Annotated in this window: 15 protein-coding genes; 11 read left to right on the top strand and 4 right to left on the bottom strand. The window is 43.5% G+C overall.

From position 1 onward, the window contains the following. Positions 1-17: 17 nt before the first annotated feature. Positions 18-410 (top strand): DUF2500 domain-containing protein, encoded by a 393-nt coding sequence (locus tag B1A98_RS03495; protein ID WP_041096739.1) that lies wholly within the window; start codon positions 18-20, stop codon positions 408-410. Between the two features lie 82 nt (positions 411-492). Here the strand turns inward: B1A98_RS03495 and B1A98_RS03490 are convergent, their stop codons facing one another. Beyond that, the gene (locus tag B1A98_RS03490) at positions 493-1,104 is read right to left on the bottom strand and encodes an MOSC domain-containing protein (protein ID WP_063385865.1); all 612 of its coding nucleotides are present in this window, start codon (positions 1,102-1,104) and stop codon (positions 493-495) included. Between the two features lie 311 nt (positions 1,105-1,415). Here B1A98_RS03490 and mscL point away from each other — a divergent pair, with 311 nt between their 5' ends. After that, a complete protein-coding gene (mscL, locus tag B1A98_RS03485) occupies positions 1,416-1,805 on the top strand; it encodes a large conductance mechanosensitive channel protein MscL (protein ID WP_041098132.1) in 390 nt (129 codons plus the stop codon). 446 nt (positions 1,806-2,251) lie between these two features. On the opposite strand, the gene B1A98_RS03480 is transcribed toward mscL, so the two are convergent. Next, complete coding sequence (locus B1A98_RS03480; protein WP_041096735.1) at positions 2,252-2,542, bottom strand: hypothetical protein; 291 nt, start codon at positions 2,540-2,542, stop codon at positions 2,252-2,254. A 254-nt stretch (positions 2,543-2,796) separates the two neighbouring features. On the opposite strand from B1A98_RS03480, the gene B1A98_RS03475 reads away from it, so the two are divergent. From B1A98_RS03475 to B1A98_RS03460, 4 genes are all read left to right on the top strand, one after another. Next, the gene (locus B1A98_RS03475) at positions 2,797-3,123 is read left to right on the top strand and encodes a hypothetical protein (protein ID WP_125474390.1); all 327 of its coding nucleotides are present in this window, start codon (positions 2,797-2,799) and stop codon (positions 3,121-3,123) included. Positions 3,124-3,175: 52 nt separating this feature from the next. Continuing rightward, the gene (locus B1A98_RS03470) at positions 3,176-3,715 is read left to right on the top strand and encodes a DUF1572 family protein (protein ID WP_063385744.1); all 540 of its coding nucleotides are present in this window, start codon (positions 3,176-3,178) and stop codon (positions 3,713-3,715) included. Between the two features lie 55 nt (positions 3,716-3,770). Continuing rightward, positions 3,771-4,277 carry a hypothetical protein gene (locus B1A98_RS03465; RefSeq protein WP_170808531.1) on the top strand — a complete coding sequence of 169 codons (507 nt, stop codon included), beginning with the start codon at positions 3,771-3,773 and terminating at the stop codon, positions 4,275-4,277. 227 nt (positions 4,278-4,504) lie between these two features. Beyond that, on the top strand, positions 4,505-5,314 hold the full coding sequence (locus B1A98_RS03460) for a GH25 family lysozyme (protein ID WP_063385746.1): 810 nt from the start codon (positions 4,505-4,507) through the stop codon (positions 5,312-5,314). Positions 5,315-5,489: 175 nt separating this feature from the next. Here B1A98_RS03460 and B1A98_RS03455 read toward each other — a convergent pair whose 3' ends face one another. Then, entirely contained in the window at positions 5,490-5,813 is a 324-nt protein-coding gene (locus tag B1A98_RS03455; protein WP_082028118.1) for a CotD family spore coat protein, read from the bottom strand. A 307-nt stretch (positions 5,814-6,120) separates the two neighbouring features. Between B1A98_RS03455 and B1A98_RS03450 the strand changes: the two genes are divergently transcribed. From B1A98_RS03450 to B1A98_RS03435, 4 genes are all read left to right on the top strand, one after another. Continuing rightward, positions 6,121-6,366 (top strand): hypothetical protein, encoded by a 246-nt coding sequence (locus tag B1A98_RS03450; protein ID WP_125474391.1) that lies wholly within the window; start codon positions 6,121-6,123, stop codon positions 6,364-6,366. 228 nt (positions 6,367-6,594) lie between these two features. Continuing rightward, positions 6,595-8,307, top strand: a complete 1,713-nt coding sequence (locus B1A98_RS03445) for a methyl-accepting chemotaxis protein (protein WP_063385748.1) — start codon at positions 6,595-6,597, stop codon at positions 8,305-8,307. A gap of 547 nt (positions 8,308-8,854) precedes the next feature. After that, the gene (locus B1A98_RS03440) at positions 8,855-11,581 is read left to right on the top strand and encodes a 5'-nucleotidase C-terminal domain-containing protein (RefSeq protein WP_082821812.1); all 2,727 of its coding nucleotides are present in this window, start codon (positions 8,855-8,857) and stop codon (positions 11,579-11,581) included. 74 nt (positions 11,582-11,655) lie between these two features. Next, positions 11,656-16,443 (top strand): endonuclease, encoded by a 4,788-nt coding sequence (locus B1A98_RS03435; protein WP_063385749.1) that lies wholly within the window; start codon positions 11,656-11,658, stop codon positions 16,441-16,443. Between the two features lie 137 nt (positions 16,444-16,580). On the opposite strand, the gene B1A98_RS03430 is transcribed toward B1A98_RS03435, so the two are convergent. Beyond that, a complete protein-coding gene (locus B1A98_RS03430) occupies positions 16,581-17,762 on the bottom strand; it encodes an MFS transporter (protein ID WP_063385750.1) in 1,182 nt (393 codons plus the stop codon). Between the two features lie 80 nt (positions 17,763-17,842). Between B1A98_RS03430 and yeiL the strand changes: the two genes are divergently transcribed. After that, the gene (gene yeiL, locus B1A98_RS03425) at positions 17,843-18,514 is read left to right on the top strand and encodes a transcriptional regulator YeiL (protein ID WP_063385751.1); all 672 of its coding nucleotides are present in this window, start codon (positions 17,843-17,845) and stop codon (positions 18,512-18,514) included. Positions 18,515-18,768 lie beyond the last annotated feature (254 nt).

The following is an 18,768-nucleotide window of genomic DNA, read 5'->3' as shown; positions in this document are numbered from 1 at the left end:
GCAAGGAGGTGGAGGGAATGTATGAGGTGAGCGAGGGCGGAGGATGGTTATTCACTGCTGTGCCGGTGCTGGTCATCGTTGGTTTTGTAATTGTTTTTTTAGGGATCATCGGAAGGATGTTCAACGGACTGAGCGAATGGAAAAAGAACGAAGAATCGCCGCGCTTGTCTGTGCCGGCCATGGTGAAAACAAAGCGGGTACACGTAACAAGGCATAGTCATTCGCATGACGACCACACGGCTAGTTCAACGACCACTTATTTTGTTACATTTGAATTTGAAAGCGGGGATAGGTCAGAATTTCGGATCTCCGGCAAAGAATATGGAGTTTTGGCAGAGGGAGATACCGGTATATTGACCTTTCAAGGTACAAGATATATTGATTTTGTCAGAAAGCGAGTGCTGCCGTAATTAGCTTGCTGAATCACCAGCAAAGTGCCTGAAAGAAAAGCAACCCTTACTTTTCTTTCAGGCATCTCCTGCTTAAAAGAGCCTAATGAAGAGAAGTTAACTTTTGTAACCGTTCCTTCATGAGTTTTTTCCATTCATCAGCTAATTCCTCAACAGCTAATAATCTCTGGATCCCTTCAATTTCTTTTGGTCTGTGAAAGTAAAGGTCGTTTCCTTCGAGAATAGATACTTGCTTGGGATGGGATTCCAATAGCCTAATATGGGAATCGCTGCGGACTGTGCCTTCTTCCAATACCCGGCATAAATAACCGGTAAATCCTGTTTGCACGATTCTTTTGAGAAGCACCGGGTTATTCGTCCGCTTGTTAATTGTGCTGCAGGGGATTCTTCCTTGTGTGACTTGTATAATTGCCTCCCCTAGCTGGAAAATATCACCGATACACACGTCCTTTTCCAGCATATTCGTCACCGTTAGATTTTCTCCGAAAGCCGAGGCTGGCAAAGGGCGGGAAAATTCCTCTTCCCAAAATAAGTAATGCTCATGCGGATATACACATACAGCGCGGTCTGGTCCCCCATGATAGCGCAAGTCAGCCACGCCATCGCCTTTAAATCCTTCTTTTGTTAAGAAAGCTTCTGCGACCGGCTGTTTACAAATTCCTGTTTCCATTTCCTGGCCATCTCCATATGTCATTTTTTGAGGCAAGCCAATCGAAAAGTTTTTTAGTTCAATCGCTTTATTGCTTCTCACTTTTATCTATACCTGCTTTCTTTGATTATTGATCCTTTTATTTTATCATTTGTGCGAATAGTAAGATAGGCTAGTCGTTCATCATACATGATTTGCGTTTCGTGCTGAGGCAAAGGTATAGTATGTACATGCCTGTTTTTGTAGTTCTTTTTTACTTTATTGTGCACAAAAGGAAATCTTTTGTTTTGCTGAATGAGTGAGCGTAGTATAGTAAGCTTATTCAAGTAAGAGACAGAAAAGGGAGGTGACGTTTGGTGTTAAAGGAATTCAAAGAATTTGCTTTAAAAGGGAATATATTTGATCTTGCTATTGGGGTAATCATTGGTGCTGCTTTCGGCAAAATCGTATCTTCTCTTGTGGATGATATTATTATGCCGCTTGTGGGGATTTTAGTAGGCGGAGTGGACTTATCCAAATTATCGATTAAAATTGGCAATGCAACTTTGGCTTATGGGGCTTTTTTGCAAACGGTATTGGATTTTCTCATTATCTCGTTCTCTATCTTTATGGTGATTCGCTTTTTCGCGAAATTTAAGCGTAAAGAAGAACTGGCGAAAGAGGAAGAAGTGGAAGTGCTGGATAAAAAAGAAGAATTGCTGGCGGAGATCCGCGATCTACTTCAGGGAGAAAGAAGCAGAATGTAGGCCATATTTAAGAAAAGCACCACGATGGGTCGTGGTGCTTTCAGACTGTAGACAAACTCAATGAAAATTGATGTTTGTCTGCAGTCTTTTTGTTTTCGGGTGGATAAGGGCTGTTGATTGTCACTCCAGGCGCTTCACTTTCCGCGGGGCGGGCGGTGAGTCTCCTCGGCGCCAAATCGCCAGCGGGGTCTCCCCTGTCCCGCAGATCCCGCTCGAGTCTGCGCCTTCCATTTCAATTAATAGAGTACATAAGAAGGGGGAAGTTGCACAAAACGCTTGAGACAAGGAAGAGGCTTTCGAAACACACTTCTATTCACTAGACTAGCCCAGTTTGTGCCGGAGAATGATTTGGTGCAAGAGTTATAGGCGGAAGCAAGCCGGCCCAGCATTGATCCCGTTATTTTAATTAAACGGACATTTCTTCCCTATCTTGTCGATAAAGGAATTTATGCCTTTTCATCCGCAGCAAGGAGGATCAGTCTGTAAACGATGAACACCCCAAAATAAGCGCCAGATGCTAAGAAATATGGATTAAGAAAAATGCCATGAATGGCGGTCATGAATACAGTGTTGTCAACTAGGATTTGATAAATAGAAGCAGCAGCGATATTGCCGAATACGAGCGAGGCAACAATAGCAAGTATGTTAAAAATTGTTCGAAAGATTTCCCTGTGATGTTGCAGGAAAGCCATAGCGATTGGAAAAGCTATACTAACAATCAAGATGAAAATTTTCAAAAAGACCCTCCTTTGCAATAGATGGCGCTTAGCTAGTTATTGCCTTAAATGCGGGCGGATAAACAAGAGGATAAAAGAGAAAATGACAGGATGGCTTCTCTGAGGAAAGGTTGGGCAGTAATCTAAGAGCGAGCGATCAAGTAATTAATATAATGGCCAGTTTGCACGCCTTCATTCATTTGGTATAAAACGGGCATGAGAAGCCTGTTGATTAGCCACTTAAAACAATGATTGAATATTTACAGGAAGACGAAGTGAAGACTCTTTCGTGCCATAGTTTGCTTAAGATAAACAGGCTGGAAGAAACAGATGATCCGAAAGAGCAAGTGGCAGCCGGCTTTTACGATGTGTCACAAAATTTTCTTGATTTTAAAGGGAATCAACAGACAGCGGAAGAAGAGTATAAAAGGCTTTATCTTTTCTGCGGCAAGCCGCTCAAAAATAGCTCTTCGAGAAAGGGGAAGGAAGAGGGAATTCTCGTTTTCCGTGGTACATTTTTAATAGAGGACCTGTTTGAGGCCAAAGCCAGGAGGATTTATAGGGCTAACTTGCGGGAGAGCGCCATTTTTGAAAAAGATTGATAAATTGTGATTTAGTAAAATTTTTGTTTGTCTAACGATGAGGGGGATAGAGATGAATATCGGAAAAGAATATTTGAAGGTCGTCCGCGAAAAGTTTCAAGAGATGAAAAATCTGGGGGAGAAGGCTGTTCGTCAATTATCAGAAGAGCAAATACACTGGATATTTAATGAACAATCCAATAGTGTAGCTGTCATTATCAAACATGTAAGCGGGAATATGAAATCACGATGGTCTGATTTTTTAGTTTCCGATGGAGAAAAGCCGGATCGAAACCGAGAACAGGAATTTGAAGATAAGGGATCGACACGGCAAGAATTAATGGATGCTTGGGAAAAAGGCTGGGAGATTCTTTTTCATGCGCTTGACGGTTTAGAAGAGCAGGATTTGTTAAAAACGGTTCTTATCCGCGGGGAGCGCCACACTGTATTGGAGGCAATAGAAAGGCAAATCGTCCATTATTCCGCTCATATCGGGCAAATCCTTTATATCGGCAAGCAATTAAAAGGGGATAATTGGGAAAGTCTTAGTATTCCAAAAGGAAAATCTGAAGAATTTTTGCAGCAAATGCTAAAAAAGAATCCAGCTCAATAAAGTATATCTTTTAAACTGGATTGATAGATAAAGGAGACAAAAAATGGAGTTTTGTATGAAATTCGGAGATACCAATTTTATTGGGGTAGCCAATAGTGATACGTATCAATCATTTGTTGATGAAGACTGGGAGCTTGATGGTCTCTTGCAGCATTTCGGGAATGAAATGAAGCGAGGGCATATTCTAGTGTGTCAAATGACAAATGAAGGAATTGAGCATTCTTGGAAGGTGAAGGTGCAGATTGGAGCGGAAGCAGCCGCTCAGTCGTGCTTCAGGAAAGCGCAAGGGTATATTGAAGTAACGAAAAACGAGCTGTACTTAGTGGATTATGACTGCTTGACGATGGCAGCCCAGTTTGAAGACAGTGCAGTTCCTGATACTAATTGCTCTGATTATAGGATAGAAATTGAAAACGGGTCCTATCAAGTGGAATTTATCCAATATTATAATGTAGATACAGATGAATATACAGGAACAAAGGAAACTGATATTTTGCTGCAATTGACTAAAGCAACAGACTTCCAGCCGGTCACTGATCGCGTGTTTTGGTGCACGTACTAGAGCGGACTTATCGATATAAATAAGAAAAAAGAGAGGACACGCAAGCGGATATAGAATTTCCCGGCTGAGTGTCCTCTTTTATTTTATAGGGGGGTAAGGGATATACTCTAATTATGAACGATCAGTCGCAGCAAGAAAAGGAGAAAAATGTGGAAAATCACGTGGGAGAAAAGAGTCGGCGCAAGGATAGACCCAAACAGCAATGAATGGTGGAGGAGGGACAGAAAATGGGCAAAATTGCGGATTTATCTCATCATCAAGGGAGCATTGACTGGAGTAAAGCAGCAGCTGAGCTGTCTTTTGCTATTCTGAGGGTTCAGGATGGCATCAGTATGCGGGATCGGCAATACGAAAGTTATACAGCCGGTGCCAAGAGCTATGGTGTCCCGTTTGGCAATTATGCGTTTTGCCGCTTTGCTTCTGCCGAGGATGCCAAAAAGGAGGCGCAAGAATTTTGGAAGCGCGGTGACAAAGCTGCGTTGTTCTGGGTGGCGGATGTAGAGGTGAAAACGATGGATGACATGAAGGCAGGGACCCAATCATTTCTTGATGAGCTGCGGAGGTTAGGCGCTAAAAAAGTGGGCTTATACGTCGGCCATCATACATACAAGCTGTTTGAGGCAGATAAGATCTGCGCGGACTTCATTTGGATCCCCCGTTATGGCGGCAGGAAGCCGGACTACTCCTGTGATCTTCATCAATATACGGCAACCGGTGCTTTAGCTGGCGTGAGAGGGCCGGTTGATTTAAACCAACTGACCGGAAGGAAACAGTTATCCTGGTTTTTGCAGCAAGAAGAGCCGAAATTAGCTGCCGCTGTAAAAGGACAGTATCGGATTTATACGGGCACCTTTCATTCTGAGGCTGAAGCTGAAAAGCAGGCAAAGCGAATCGGCAAAGAGCTGGGCTATCAACCATTCTTTAAGGAGAAAAGAGTGTGGACCGGTTTATTTGAAACTCTGGAATCCGCCAAGGAAGCTCAGCGGAAAATCAGCCTGACGTTTGGCTTTAATCCGATGATCAGGCGAGAAGAATAAGAAAAGTCCCGCTCTACCCACGTTCCTGAAGTGGAAAGCGATAGTCTCCATCCACAAGAAAAACAAAAAGACTGGAGACAAACGTCAATTTTCATTGAGTTTGTTTCCAGTCTGAAGCCAGGGAGATCCCTGGCTTTTGAAAGATCATGGTTCATCAATTGGAGGCGAATGTCTCTTAAAATCCGTATGGTCTTGGTCTCGGCATTGGCATTGGAGGACAGCAAGGATTAGGCGGCATGCCGCACATCATATGCTGCTCACAGCACTCATTTACAACGGATTCTGTGTGTGGAAAATAGTGCTGATGATTAATCATATGCTTGTTGACGGTAGTAGTATGGGAAGGATGAATATGTGGCACGACAGTGTTTATGATATTAGGTTTGACAAATTGCTGCGTCGGTGAAACCAATGGCGGATCGTATTGAGCAGGCAATACTTGAGGCGGACAAATGTGAGGCGGGCAGCCTCCAGGGCCAGCCCAAGGCTTGTTAAACATATCATAACCTCCTTTTTTTCGTAAGGTATTAAACAATAATAGCTTATGAAAAGATAAGGAAAATGGACTAGTTAGATGCCTATTTATTATAAATAAAAATTTTTAATTGATGACATGTGCAGAATCAAAATTTCCCTTAAGGAGCGAAAAGCGTGACATAGGACGATTGGCTGGCCGTTCATCTAAAAGCGGGCTAATGAAACGATCGTTGAAAGCAGTTCAATGTACCGGTTTTTTCTTATTTTATCAATTGTAAAAAGGATTTCACATATACATATGGAAATAAAAAAGATAACCAAAAAAGGGGATGGTTGAATTGCTGCTGAAAGGAATTAAAAGCTTCGAAGACTTGGATGATTTTATTTTTGAAAATAAGGTAGATATCCGCTGCAGAGAAAGCGGGCTGTCTGTCACTTTAGTGGAGCCGACAGAAGAAGGGGAGGCCCTTGCGCTCATATTGAGCGACGGCTCGCAGTTAGAGTTATCGCCTGAGGAACTTGATCATTATTTAGAAGTAGTCCCGCCGGAAAACATCAATAACGGTTCCTTGTAAGCCGGGACCCCCTTCTTATAGAGCACCTATCCTTGTCCTTTAGGCGGCAAGGATTTTTTATGTGCAGGCATGAATAGCTCATGTTTGAATGACAGCTAGAAAAAGATGAAAAATGTCTTATGCAAAAAGCGAAAAAATTTTATTGCGCCCCGCTGAATTTTGCTATTAATAAAGGAAACAACAGCACCGATAAATACTAGGACTATATAAGTATTTAGGGGGCTTACGATGAAGTGGTTTTATAACTTGAAAATTGCAACAAAACTGGTTTCTTCTTTTATTCTGCTGGCAGCTATTGTTGCTTTTGTAGGAATGATGGGGATAACAGGCATAAATAAACTTAGCACTGAAATGGAAGATATGTATAACAGCAACGTGAAATCGATTACTCACCTTTCTGAAGCGACAATCCTGTATCAGCGAATGAGAGTCAATATTCGGGATATGACTTTTGTAACGACCGCGCCTGAACAAAATGCGGAATATGAAGAGAAGCTGAGTGAGCTCAAAAAAGAGTTCGAAGCAATGCTCGCTGATTATGAACAGACTAAGTTAACCGATGAAGAAAGCGTTCTGTACAAGAAGCTCCCGTCAGCTTTAGAGGAGTATTACCTCCTGTTAGATCAAGCCATAGAACTGGCTCGAAAGAATGATGTGAAAAATTACATGAAACTTCATTCACAATTTAAGCAAGCAGGAGATCGTGTCGAGGGCACTTTACAAGAACTTATTGATATGAACATCGAACTTGCCAAACAAAAGGAGATAGAAGGCAATCAAGTGGTGTCTTCTTCCCGCAACCTGACTATGTTCATTATTTGTTTATCTATTCTTCTTAGCATTGGTTTAGGTTACTTTATTGCTCGTATAATTGGCCGTCCGTTACACAATATGGTCAGCGTAGTAGAAGCTGTCGCTAAAGGAGACTTAAGCAAACGAATCGACATTGAGGCGAAAGACGAGGTTGGGAAGCTAGGGCGGGAAGTAAACACAATGATTGGAAATTTAAAAGATTTGATCAGCAGCGTCAGCCAAAATGCGGAACAAGTCGCAGCGGCATCCGAAGAATTGTCTGTGAGTGCGGAACAGACAAGCCAAGCAACAAATCAGATTTCCTCAACCATGCTGCAAGTAGCTGACGGCACAGAAAAACAGGTTAGAAGCATGCAAGAAACTTCCCGCATTGTCAGCGAAATGTCCGCCGGAGTGGAGGAAGTATCCGCTTCTTCGCAAAATGTGTCCGCGGCAGCCGAACTTTCATTAGATAAAGCAGGAGAGGGAAAAGGTTCTGTGCAGACAGCGGTCAATCAAATGAATCTGATCAATGAAACAGTCAATACGTTAGGGACGGTTATTGTAGAACTTGGGGAGCGTTCCAAGCAGATCGGGCATATTACAGATGTGATTACAGGCATTTCTGGACAAACCAATTTATTGGCCTTGAACGCAGCGATTGAAGCAGCACGCGCGGGGGAGCATGGAAGCGGCTTTGCTGTTGTGGCAGATGAAGTAAGAAAGCTGGCTGAACAGTCCTCTAACTCTGCACAAGAGATCGCGGCGTTGGTTACATGGATCCAGAGTGAAACAAGCAAGGCGGTTTCCGAAATGGAAAAAGCGAAGAAAGAGGTTCGCGAGGGCATCACAGCTGTTGAAACAGCCGGCGGCTCTTTTGAACATATTTATCAGTCCGTCGGTGACGTGGCTGCTCAAACAGAAAGAGTGACAGCGACTATTGAACAAGTGGCTGCCGGCGTCCAGACCATTGTTCGCTCGGTTGATTCGATCACAGAAGTGACTGAAATGAATGCGGCCGGCACACAAGAGGTCTCTGCAGCTACAGAAGAGCAGCTGGCCTCTATGGAAGAGATCTCCCATTCCGCTGCATCACTGTCCTATATGGCGGAAGAACTGCAAAATCATGTGAAGAAGTTTAAATTATAATTCATAAATCAAAGGATTAGCTAAGAATGCTCCTGAGGAGAAGCGGATGGAATGCTCTTTTCTTTCATAGTTGAACGCTGATTGAAAGAAAAGGCATGGAAGACTATTCCCATTAACGATTGATCCTTTGTGATTGGCTTGGGCTACAGAGTAGAGCGCGAGATGAATAGTGTCGTATGTTTGAGAAACGCTAAATTTTCCTTAAAGGAGAATTTGGCGTTTTTTTATTTTATGGCCGTAAAGAAAGTTTTTTAGTTGATAAGAGAGATAGAAAGTTCACTTCTTCCCGTTCACTTGGAGATTTTCAAGGGGTGTGAAGCGATTGTAAAGTTTTTTTAAAAAGACCTTGCCGTTAAAGAATCTTGAAGTGTAAGAGTTTCTCTTTATTTAGCTTTCTATTTATTAATTATCTTTTACTTTATTTTTACAAAATTCGCACAATTTGTATGATAAAGTTTTAATTGATAACTTGCTAGATGACTATCATTCTCAAGGTTCAAAGGACACGATTGGCTCGAATAATATACGCATTGGAGGAAATAGACAAATGACTTATCCATCCAGCTCTCATCGCAAATTTATCGCTTCAGGAGTAACAGCCGCTTTAGTGGCGGCAGCCCTCCCCCCTGCATTTGCTGCTTCATTTACAGATGTGTCCAGTACATATAAAGAGGCAGTAAACTATCTTATTAAAAATAAAATTACTTCTGGAGTGACAAGTACAGCTTTTGGAACCAATCTTTCAATTAAGAGGGTCGACGCGGCGGTGATGCTTGCTAAGGCATTAAAATTAGACATAAAAAATGTAGAGGCTTCAGGCTTTACAGATGTGCCTCATCGTGCGAAACCTTATGTGGATGCTTTAAAGAAAGCGGGCATTATCAGTGGGAAAACAGCAACAACATTCGGTTCAGAGCAAAGCATTACACGCGGGGAAGCGGCCCTTATGCTGGCTGAAGCGTATAAGCTAAAAGGGATCGATACAAAACTCCCTTTTACCGATGTGTCACCTCCATATGAGGAGGCGGTAAAAGCGCTTGTGAAACACGGCATTACATCAGGAAAGACAGCAACAGCTTACGGAACAGCGGCCCACATTAAACGCGGAGAATATGCATTGTTCTTATATAAGCTCTCTCAGCTGGACGTACGTCAAGAAGTGATTGTGGAGAAATTGGAAGTAACGGCTTCATCAAACGGAACAGCTAAGGTAATGGTTACTTTTAAAAACGCGCCGGAAAATGGAGAAGCAACCGTTGAAGTTATGCGCGGCGGAAAAATAACCGAGACAAAGAAAGTGAAGGTTGCCGGCAACCGGACAACCGCTGAATTCATGGGTCTTTCTGCGGGAACATATACAGTGAAAGTTACATTGAACGGCGTATCAAAAGAAACAGGCTTTACAGTGAAAGATGATGGAGGAGCGGTTAATCCGCCACAGCCAAATGAAAAGTTCACTTTATCATTCATGCATACAAACGATACGCACGGAAATCTGGATAATGCTGCAAAAAAAATGACGGCAATCAAAGAAGTGCGTGCTAAAAAGCCAAAAGCGCTATTAGTAGATGCAGGAGATGTTTTCACAGGAACGCTGTATTTCAATGAATTTAAAGGACAAGCAGATTTAAAGCTCATGAACCTTATGGGCTATGATGTGATGACATTCGGCAACCATGAATTTGATCTGGGATCAAGTCAAGCAGGCCATCAGGCGCTGGCTGACTTCATTAGAGGAGCAAAGTTTTCGTTTGTCAGCTCAAATGTTGATTTTGCGAAAGACGACAAATTTAAAGGCTTATTTAGTGACAGAATCTCCAGCCAACCGGAAGATGGAAAGATTTATAACGGGATTATTAAAGAAGTAGATGGCGAAAAAGTAGGCTTTTTTGGATTAACTACCGCAGAAACGAAAGATATTTCAAGCCCGGGCAAAGTGGAATTTAAAGACTATATCACGGAAGCGGAAAAAGCAGTAAAAGCATTTGAAGGACAAGGGGTGGATAAAATCGTTGCCATTTCTCACATCGGGTACGATGACAACCAGGCAATAGATAATGATCTAACTTTAGCTTCTGCAGTAGACGGGATTGATGTGATCGTCGGCGGTCATAGTCATACGAAGTTAAATGAAGCTATTAGCATTGACAAGGATGAAACCGGCAAAACGAAAAGTCCGACTATTATTGTTCAGGCAGATCAATACAATAACTATTTAGGTACATTAGACGTCACATTCGACAAAAATGGGAACGTCATTGGTCAAGCCGGTGAGTTAATTGAAATTAAAGATAAAAAGGAAGATCCAGAAATGCTCGAAGCATTGGAACCCTTCAAAGCCAAAGTAGACGAAACGAAAAATCAGCCGACGGGGGCTGCAGCAGCTAAACCGTTAGAAAATCCGCGTACTGGGGGAGATAGCACCAAACCAAGCGTTCGCAAAAATGAAACAGAGCTTGGCAATTTAATTACAGACGGCATGCTGGCTAAAGCCAAACAATACGATCCGAAAGTGATTATGGCGCTTCAAAACGGCGGCGGTATTCGAACATCGATTGAGGCGGGGCCAATTACTCTCGGTGAAGTCATTAACGTCCTTCCCTTTGGCAATACATTAGCCACAGTGAGCGTCACCGGTGAGGAATTGAAAGCAGCATTTGAAACGAGTTTCACATCTTATCCGTTAGAAAATGGCGGCTTCTTGCACGTATCCGGAGCGAAAATCAAATTTGATTCTTCCAAGCCAGTAAACCAGCGCGTCGTATCCATCTCTTATAAGAAAGCAGACGGCACTTATGAAGAGGTTAAAGCGAATGAAACATACAAGGTGGCAACCAATGCCTTCACCGCTAAAGGGGGAGACGGCTATGGCGTGTTCAAAAACGCTTATGAAGAAGGCCGTGTAACAGACTTAGGATTATCCGACTGGGAAAATCTAAGAGACTATTTGGAGAGCTTGGGAACAGTGAACCCTGAGGTGGAAGGGCGCATTACGGATGTAGCTGCCGGCGGCGGAGAAATGGCAGGAGCTGATTTCTCCGGAACATTTGGATCTCCCAAAATTCATGAAACAAATGTGACAGTTGATGTAACGGGAGCGGCTGTTTTAAACGATGCAGAGGTTAAAGGAAACTTAATTCTTAAAGGAACAGCCGGCGCAGGTTTTAAACTGGAGAACATTAAAGTGAGAGGCAGCTTAGATCTGTCAGGACTAGATCATTCGTTTGCGATAGATTTATCAAGTGTGGAGGTAGCGGGAGAGACGATTGTTTAATAGTTGTTTTTGATTGTAGAAAGAGGAAGAAGAACTCAACGAAATGATCCTCGCCAATAAAGGAGACTAATCAAATGAGCAAGAAAAAATGGAAAAAAACATTAAGCAGCGTTCTCTCTGTCGCATTAGCCGGAAGCCTGCTGGTCCCCGCTTTTCCGATGGCAACCAAAGCATCCGCTGCAGCGGCTGATTTGATTATTTCAGAGTATATTGAGGGAAGCAGCAATAACAAAGCGCTGGAGCTATATAATGGCACAGGCGCCCCGATTGATTTAAGCCGATATAAGCTGGAATTATATTCAAACGGAGCAGCCAATGCAACACAAAGCTTATCCCTAAAAGGCACGCTGGCATCCGGAAATACGTATGTTGTTTATAATGGGAACGCAAGTCAAGCAATCAAAGATAAAGGGCAGCTGGCTCATGGCATTGCTAACTTCAACGGCGATGATGCCATCGTTCTGAAAAAATCAGATACAGTGATCGATTCCTTCGGGCAAGTGGGGGTTGATCCTGGCAATGCCTGGGGGACTCATCCAACAACTGTTGATACTACGCTAGTTCGTCATCCATCCATCACAGCAGGCGATACAGCGGCTCATGATGCATTTGACCCTTCAAAAGAATGGATAGCGTTTCCTATAGATGATATTTCTAATCTGGGCTTTCACAAGATGGATAACACATCAACGCCCACCGATCCAACAGAACAGGCAGAAGTAACATCTGCTGCTATTTCGGGAGCAGCTAAAGTGGGGGAAATGTTAACAGCGTCAGCTAATGAAGGAGCAACGAATGTGACCTATCAGTGGCAACTGGCGGACGCAGCAGATGGCGTTTACACAGATATTGAAGGGGCGACAAAAGCAACGTTCGAATTAACAGCCGCACAAGCAGGGAAATTCATCCGAGTAATTATTAGCGGAGATAATGGATCTGCTGTGACGAGTGCGCCGACAGGCCAAGTGGCAGCGTCAGATCCTGCCCAACAAACTGTGCCGATCGCGGAGGCCCGTACAAAGGCGCTTAATGAGACGGTGACGGTTAAGGGAATCATTACAGCTAAATTGAAAAACATTATGGCTGTTCAAGATAAGACAGGCGGAATAGCGGTTCGCCCGACCAACTTAGATGCAGCTGTAGGCGACGAGGTAACACTAACAGGAACAATTGCCGAATTTAAAGGACTTCTGCAATTAGATCATGCAAAGATAAATGAGAAAAAAGCAGCTGTCGGTGTTCCGGCTCCTGCGGAAGTGTCCGGCACGGAAATAAACGAAGATAATGAATCGAAGCTGGTTACTGTGAAACATGTTGAAATTACAGGTGGGAACGATGGCGGTACTTGGACAAATTATCAGGCGAAAGACGGTTCCGCTGAATTTATTGTTCGTGATGAGACAGGTGAATTGGACGTAACAGCAGGCGGTAAGTACGATTTTATTACAGGAATTGTGCAGCAATATAATGGCGACTACCAACTCATTCCACGTTCGCAGCAAGACATCGCTGCGGATAGTTCAGTGGTGCATCCTGTATTTGCCAATCCGGATAGCGGCACATTTGTAGGCGGCACAACTGTGACTTTATCGACACGCACAGCGAATGCGGAGATATTATATACGCTAGATGGTTCGGACCCAGCAGAAAAAGGGCAAAAGTATGAGGCGCCGATAGCAATGAACAAAACAACAACAGTAAAAGCCGCAGTAAAAACAGCCGATGGCAAAATGAGCGACACAAAACAGTTTCATTACCGCATCACAGACAGCTTGCAAATTCATGATATTCAAGGAGCCAGTCACACATCGCCATTTGATGGACAAACAGTGGAGAATATTGAAGGGGTTGTTACTTACTCTTTCAAATTAGGCACTGCAAATTATTATCATATTCAAACGCCGGACGAACTGGCAGACAATGATCCCAAAACGTCGGAAGCAATAATTCTGTACAGCGGCAAGAACCCTTGGCCAATTGCGGTAGGAGATTTAGTGTCTGTCACCGGAAAAGTCAGTGAATATGCTATTGACGGGTTCGATGACCGCCAGCAAACAGATATGAAAACAACTCAAATCAATGTTCGTAATGACCAAGGGGGTCATGTAACAGTTAAAGAAAAAGGGGCAGCATTGCCAAAGCCGGCCGTGATCGACGAAACGAATGTACCAACCGAAAAAATTGACAGCGACCAGCTTTCTGTTTTTAATCCGGATGTAGATGCAATTGACTTTTGGGAAAGCCTCGAAGGCATGCGTGTACAAGTGGGCCGTGTAAAAGCGGTGGCTCCGCAAGAACATGGAGATCTTGTCACTGTTCTTGAAAGTAAGAAAACCAACTCTTTACATGGAGGCTTGTTACTGGAAAAAGATCATCAAAATGCCGACCGCATTCAATTTCGGCTGGAGCCGAACAAAGAAGCGCGCGACTTTGAAGTTGCGACCGGCGATACATTCGATGGGCCAATTACCGGTGTAGTCGGTTATTCATTCCAAAACTATAAAATTTACGTTGGACTGAATGAGATGAAAGCAGTGCACAAAAAAGGCCAGGCAAAGCCGGAACAAACAACTATTGTAAAGAAGGAAGACAAGTTAACGATTGCTTCTTACAACTTGGAAAATTTTTCAAACAATCTGACAACTACATCAGACGACAAAGCTAAAAAGCTGGCTAGAGCATTTGTTTCTGATATGCAAAACCCGGATATTATCGGTGTGATAGAAGTTCAAGATAATAACGGTCCAGATGCCGGTGATTCGAAAGCGGATCAAACTTACCAGCGATTGATCAATGAGATTGAAAAAGCGGGCGGGCCGGCCTATAAGTATGTCAATATTGATCCGGAGTCTAATCAAGACGGCGGCCAGCCTAATGCAAATATCCGCGTCGGCTTCCTATACAATCCTAAACGCGTGTCGTTAACCGAGGGAATGCCTGCAGGGAACGCAACAACAGCAGTTGCTTACAAAGATGGGAAATTAACGATGAATCCTGGCCGCATTGATCCGGCTCATCCTGCCTTTAAGAACAGCAGAAAGCCATTGGCTGCGCAGTTTGATTTCCAAGGTGAAAGCATCATTGTGATTGCGAATCACTGGAACTCTAAAAACGGAGACACGCCGTTATTCGGTTCACAACAACCGCCTGTTTATGGAAGTGAAGCGCAGCGAAAAGAAATTGCGGCCGTCGTCTCCTCCTTTATCAAGGAGGTCAAGACAGAAAGTCCTGCTGCAAACATTGTCTCTCTTGGTGATTTTAACGACTTTCAGTTTTCCGAATCGTTAAAAATTCACGAAGGTGAATATATGACAAATATGATTAATCAAGTAGAAGAGTCTGACCGTTACACATACGTATACCAAGGAAACTCTCAAGTGTTAGACCATATTCTAGTATCAAATCATTTAGCCAATCAAACCCGGGTGGACATTCTTCATGTCAATGCAGATTTTACTGATATGGCCGGCCGTGCCAGTGATCATGATCCTGTGCTGGCCCAAATTGACTTTAAAAGTGATGGAGAAGAAGTTCCGGAACCGGTCAAGCCCGAAAAAGCATTTAACTTGGCCGGTTTTAAGACGGATAAGCTGACCATTAAGTCGCCGAGTGTCGCTATTCATCTGGACCATTCATCCGTTATTGCAGAAGGGATCTGGCTAACAAGCAGTTATGCCGAACTGACAGGCGATGGCTTTAGCCAAACGAAAGTAACGATCCGTCCAAAAGAGAAAGGGGCCATCGTTGACTTCAAGGGTGTTAAAGCAGGAAAAGTAATCGTTGACGGACAGAACCTGAAAGAAATTAGAGGTGCCGAACACCTTATTGGCATTAAATATGAGAATGGAGCAACACCTGATTCCATTAAAATAACAAATTCAAAAGGAGAGCCTATTGACTTTCCTTCCTCAGGAACCAACCAAGCGCCTGTATTGAAGAAAGAATTTTCTAATCAGACAGCCGTGTCAGGGGAGATCGTTTCCTTGCATTTACCGGATTACTTTACTGATCCGGAGGGAGATCCATTAACCTTTGCCGCTACAAAAGGAAGGATTGATCCAAAAACATCAACACTTGCACTGGAGCTTGAAGAGGGAAGCCATCTCGTAGCGGTTACAGCGACAGATGGAAACCAAAGTACAACAGCGCGTTTTAGCCTAACGGTCAAAGCGGATGAGCAGTCGACAGAGAACTATTATCAAGATGCCTATGGAAAAACAGGGGCCCTCTTAAAAGCGTCTCTTCATGAAATTATCGATGACCACCGGCAGCTCTCGTATGAGGAAGTATGGGAGGCGTTGAAAGAGACGGATGAGGACCCTGCTAATCCAAATAATGTGATCTTGCTTTATTCCGGACAATCTCGTTTAAAAAGCTTGAACGGCGGCAATGCGGGGAATTGGAACCGTGAGCATGTGTGGGCCAAATCTCACGGCGATTTCGGGACAAGCAAAGGACCGGGAACGGATATTCATCATTTGCGTCCAACAGACGTAACAATAAACAGCACCCGGGGGAACTTAGACTTTGATAACGGCGGGAATGCCGTGAGTAATTGTAATGGCTGCTATCGCTCGGCTGATTCATGGGAGCCGCCTGACCGAGTCAAAGGCGATGTAGCCAGAATGTTATTGTACATGGCCGTTCGTTACGAGCCGGGAGATCGGGTAGATCTTGAGTTAAATGAAAAGCTGAATAACGGAAAAAACCCGTATCACGGCAAGCAATCGGTTTTAGTGAAATGGCATGAGCAAGATCCAGTGGACGATTTTGAGAGAAACAGAAACAACGTCATTCAAAAATGGCAAGGAAACCGGAACCCGTTTATTGACCACCCAGAGTGGGTGAAAGACATTTGGTGACATAGATATCTGGTATTCGCCGTACAGCAGCATCAACAAGGGAGCGAGTTGTATCAGTATTTGCATTTAACAGGCTTGTCCAACGCGGACAAGCCTGTTTTTTAAAAATGCTTTGCAGAGTGCTGTATATCAACAAGCTATACAGAAGAAGCGGCAACGTCTTTTCTATGTTTATATTCCACTCGCCGATAGACGAGTGCAAGCAGCATAGCCGGAATGGTGCAGAGGATCATCCCAAGAAAGGCGTACCTCGGTTCAACTTCATATAGGTAGCCGCCGAATATCGTAAATATGGCTGTGCTCCAGCTAAGTGCCAGTGCAGAGTACATGCCTTGGGCTTTCGGGATTTGTGCATGCGGAATATGCTGGATTAAGTATTTCATAAAGGCATAATGTCCCATAGCAAATGAGCAGGCATGCAATGTTTGAGCGATGCAAAAAACCGCGACATTTGGAAAGGCAAATACTAATAGCCAGCGGACGGACGATCCAAGAGCTGCCAGTGTCAGCAAGGAAGCAACCGAAAATTTGCGGAAAGCTTGATCCGCAACTGCGAAAAAAATGATTTCTGCGATAACCGCGATGTTAATAATGAGTCCGATTAAATATTTCGGTGCATGGATTTCCTGCAAAAAGATATAGCCATAGTTGTAATAAGAGGCATGGGCTGCTTGCAGCAAAATCACGATAATGAGCACCAGACCGAAATGTTTGATGTGAAATAGCTTCATCATGCCGCCTTTTTGTGCCGGGTCTGTTTCCGGTTTTTTAGATAAAACAACGGGTGCATGCATAAAGCCTAAACAAACAAACCCCAATGTGCTGAGCAACAGCGCCCATAGAATGGCTTCATCCCCAAGGGCTCCTGTGAAGACGCTCAAAATCATACCGGCTACGACAAATCCGATCGATCCCCAAGAGCGGCTTTTTCCATAATGCTGTAATTGATTATGCTGCACGAGCGCGCCGGCTGCGCTGTCTAAAGCAGGCATCAGCGTCGGGTAGAAGAAATGCAAAAGCAATGTCACAACTAGCAGGCTAGTAAAGGAGCTTGCTGGAATATAACAGAGAAGCGCAATAAGCGTTCCGATGGCCATTCCATTTAATAACGTTTTGCTGCTAAATTTTCCTGACAAATAAGGAAAAACGAGCAATGTAGAAAGACCTCTAATTACCAAGCCTAAGCTCATAATGAAACTGGCCTGTGAAACCGTAATTCCTTTTGTATGAATCATCCACCCTGTCCAATAGGGAAGAAAAATGCCCCATGTCATATAAAAACTAAAAAATTGGCTGCTCATCCAGCGCTGTGTATTCATTCTATATCCCTCCATTGTTTGCATGATATCATGGAGGGAGGTGCAATAATATGAGATATCTCATACTTTTGAGGTGGATGATGAAAATTTACAAAGATGAAGCAAGAAGGCGTTGCTTGGAGGCGTACTCCATCGCTCATTTATTTTCTTTTCCAGTGGAAGAACTGATAGAGGTACATGAATACGAGCGTGATGAATGGATCATTCAAGAGGGGACGCGTCCTGACTTTTTATTTTATGTCCTTGAAGGAAAAGCCAAAATTTACGTCACGCATCAAAACGGGAAGGTTTCCTTAATTAATTTTATTAACGAGAATGACTATATTGGAGAAATGGAATTATTAAATGAAGTGTACTACACAAAAGGAATTCAAAGCTCCACGAAAACGGTTTGCTTTGCACTCCCTTTTCACCGCTGCCGGGCACAACTGCTGGAGGATGTGACGTTCTTGCGTGAGTTAACGAAATTTTTAAGCGGGAAAGCTACCCAAATGGCTGCGAAGTATTCGCAAAGCCTTGCTTTCCCGCTGGAAAATCGGCTGGCGGATTTTATTTTGCAAACAGCTGATCAGGAGATTTACAAGGAAAAGCATGTAACCGTTTGTGATTTTTTAGGGGTTTCCTACCGGCATTTATTGCATGTGCTTGCGCAATTTTGTTCCAGCGGATTTTTGAAAAAGGAGGGCCGCCACTATCGAATCGTGCAGCCCGAGCCGTTATATGAACTGGCAGAGGTGTTAAAGAATCGATAGAGAAATGGCAGGAAGCATGGAACAAGAGAGGAAGAGGCGAGAGGTCAATCTGTACACATAAGCCAGCAGGTGAAGGTTTGCTAGATAGGATGCAGCAAGATTTAACACTGCGGCATTAATGACAATAGACACATAGAAGAAAGGTGAATCATTCTTAAATACTTGAAATATATGTGTTTGTCCTAAGAGGTTTGTCCATGCAAAAGAGATGATCAGGAATAAAATACAGTAAGAGCTTAGAAAGGGGGAATGAA

It is taken from the genome of Pseudobacillus badius (genome assembly GCF_002189605.1).
Classification (GTDB): Bacteria; Bacillota; Bacilli; order Bacillales; family Domibacillaceae; genus Pseudobacillus; species Pseudobacillus badius.
The sequence above is the reverse complement of the archived record's forward strand: the minus strand, read 5'-3'. Positions and strand labels throughout refer to the sequence as shown.

Coding starts and splice junctions, on each gene's coding strand:
- B1A98_RS03440 (WP_082821812.1), top strand. CDS start 8,855: ATGACTTATCCATCCAGCTCTCATCGCAAATTTATCGCTTCAGGAGTA.
- yeiL (WP_063385751.1), top strand. CDS start 17,843: ATGAAAATTTACAAAGATGAAGCAAGAAGGCGTTGCTTGGAGGCGTAC.
- B1A98_RS03450 (WP_125474391.1), top strand. CDS start 6,121: ATGGTTGAATTGCTGCTGAAAGGAATTAAAAGCTTCGAAGACTTGGAT.
- B1A98_RS03435 (WP_063385749.1), top strand. CDS start 11,656: ATGAGCAAGAAAAAATGGAAAAAAACATTAAGCAGCGTTCTCTCTGTC.
- B1A98_RS03495 (WP_041096739.1), top strand. CDS start 18: ATGTATGAGGTGAGCGAGGGCGGAGGATGGTTATTCACTGCTGTGCCG.
- B1A98_RS03455 (WP_082028118.1), bottom strand. CDS start 5,813: ATGTTTAACAAGCCTTGGGCTGGCCCTGGAGGCTGCCCGCCTCACATT.
- B1A98_RS03465 (WP_170808531.1), top strand. CDS start 3,771: ATGAAATTCGGAGATACCAATTTTATTGGGGTAGCCAATAGTGATACG.
- B1A98_RS03445 (WP_063385748.1), top strand. CDS start 6,595: ATGAAGTGGTTTTATAACTTGAAAATTGCAACAAAACTGGTTTCTTCT.
- B1A98_RS03430 (WP_063385750.1), bottom strand. CDS start 17,762: ATGAATACACAGCGCTGGATGAGCAGCCAATTTTTTAGTTTTTATATG.
- B1A98_RS03470 (WP_063385744.1), top strand. CDS start 3,176: ATGAATATCGGAAAAGAATATTTGAAGGTCGTCCGCGAAAAGTTTCAA.
- B1A98_RS03490 (WP_063385865.1), bottom strand. CDS start 1,104: ATGACATATGGAGATGGCCAGGAAATGGAAACAGGAATTTGTAAACAG.
- B1A98_RS03460 (WP_063385746.1), top strand. CDS start 4,505: ATGGGCAAAATTGCGGATTTATCTCATCATCAAGGGAGCATTGACTGG.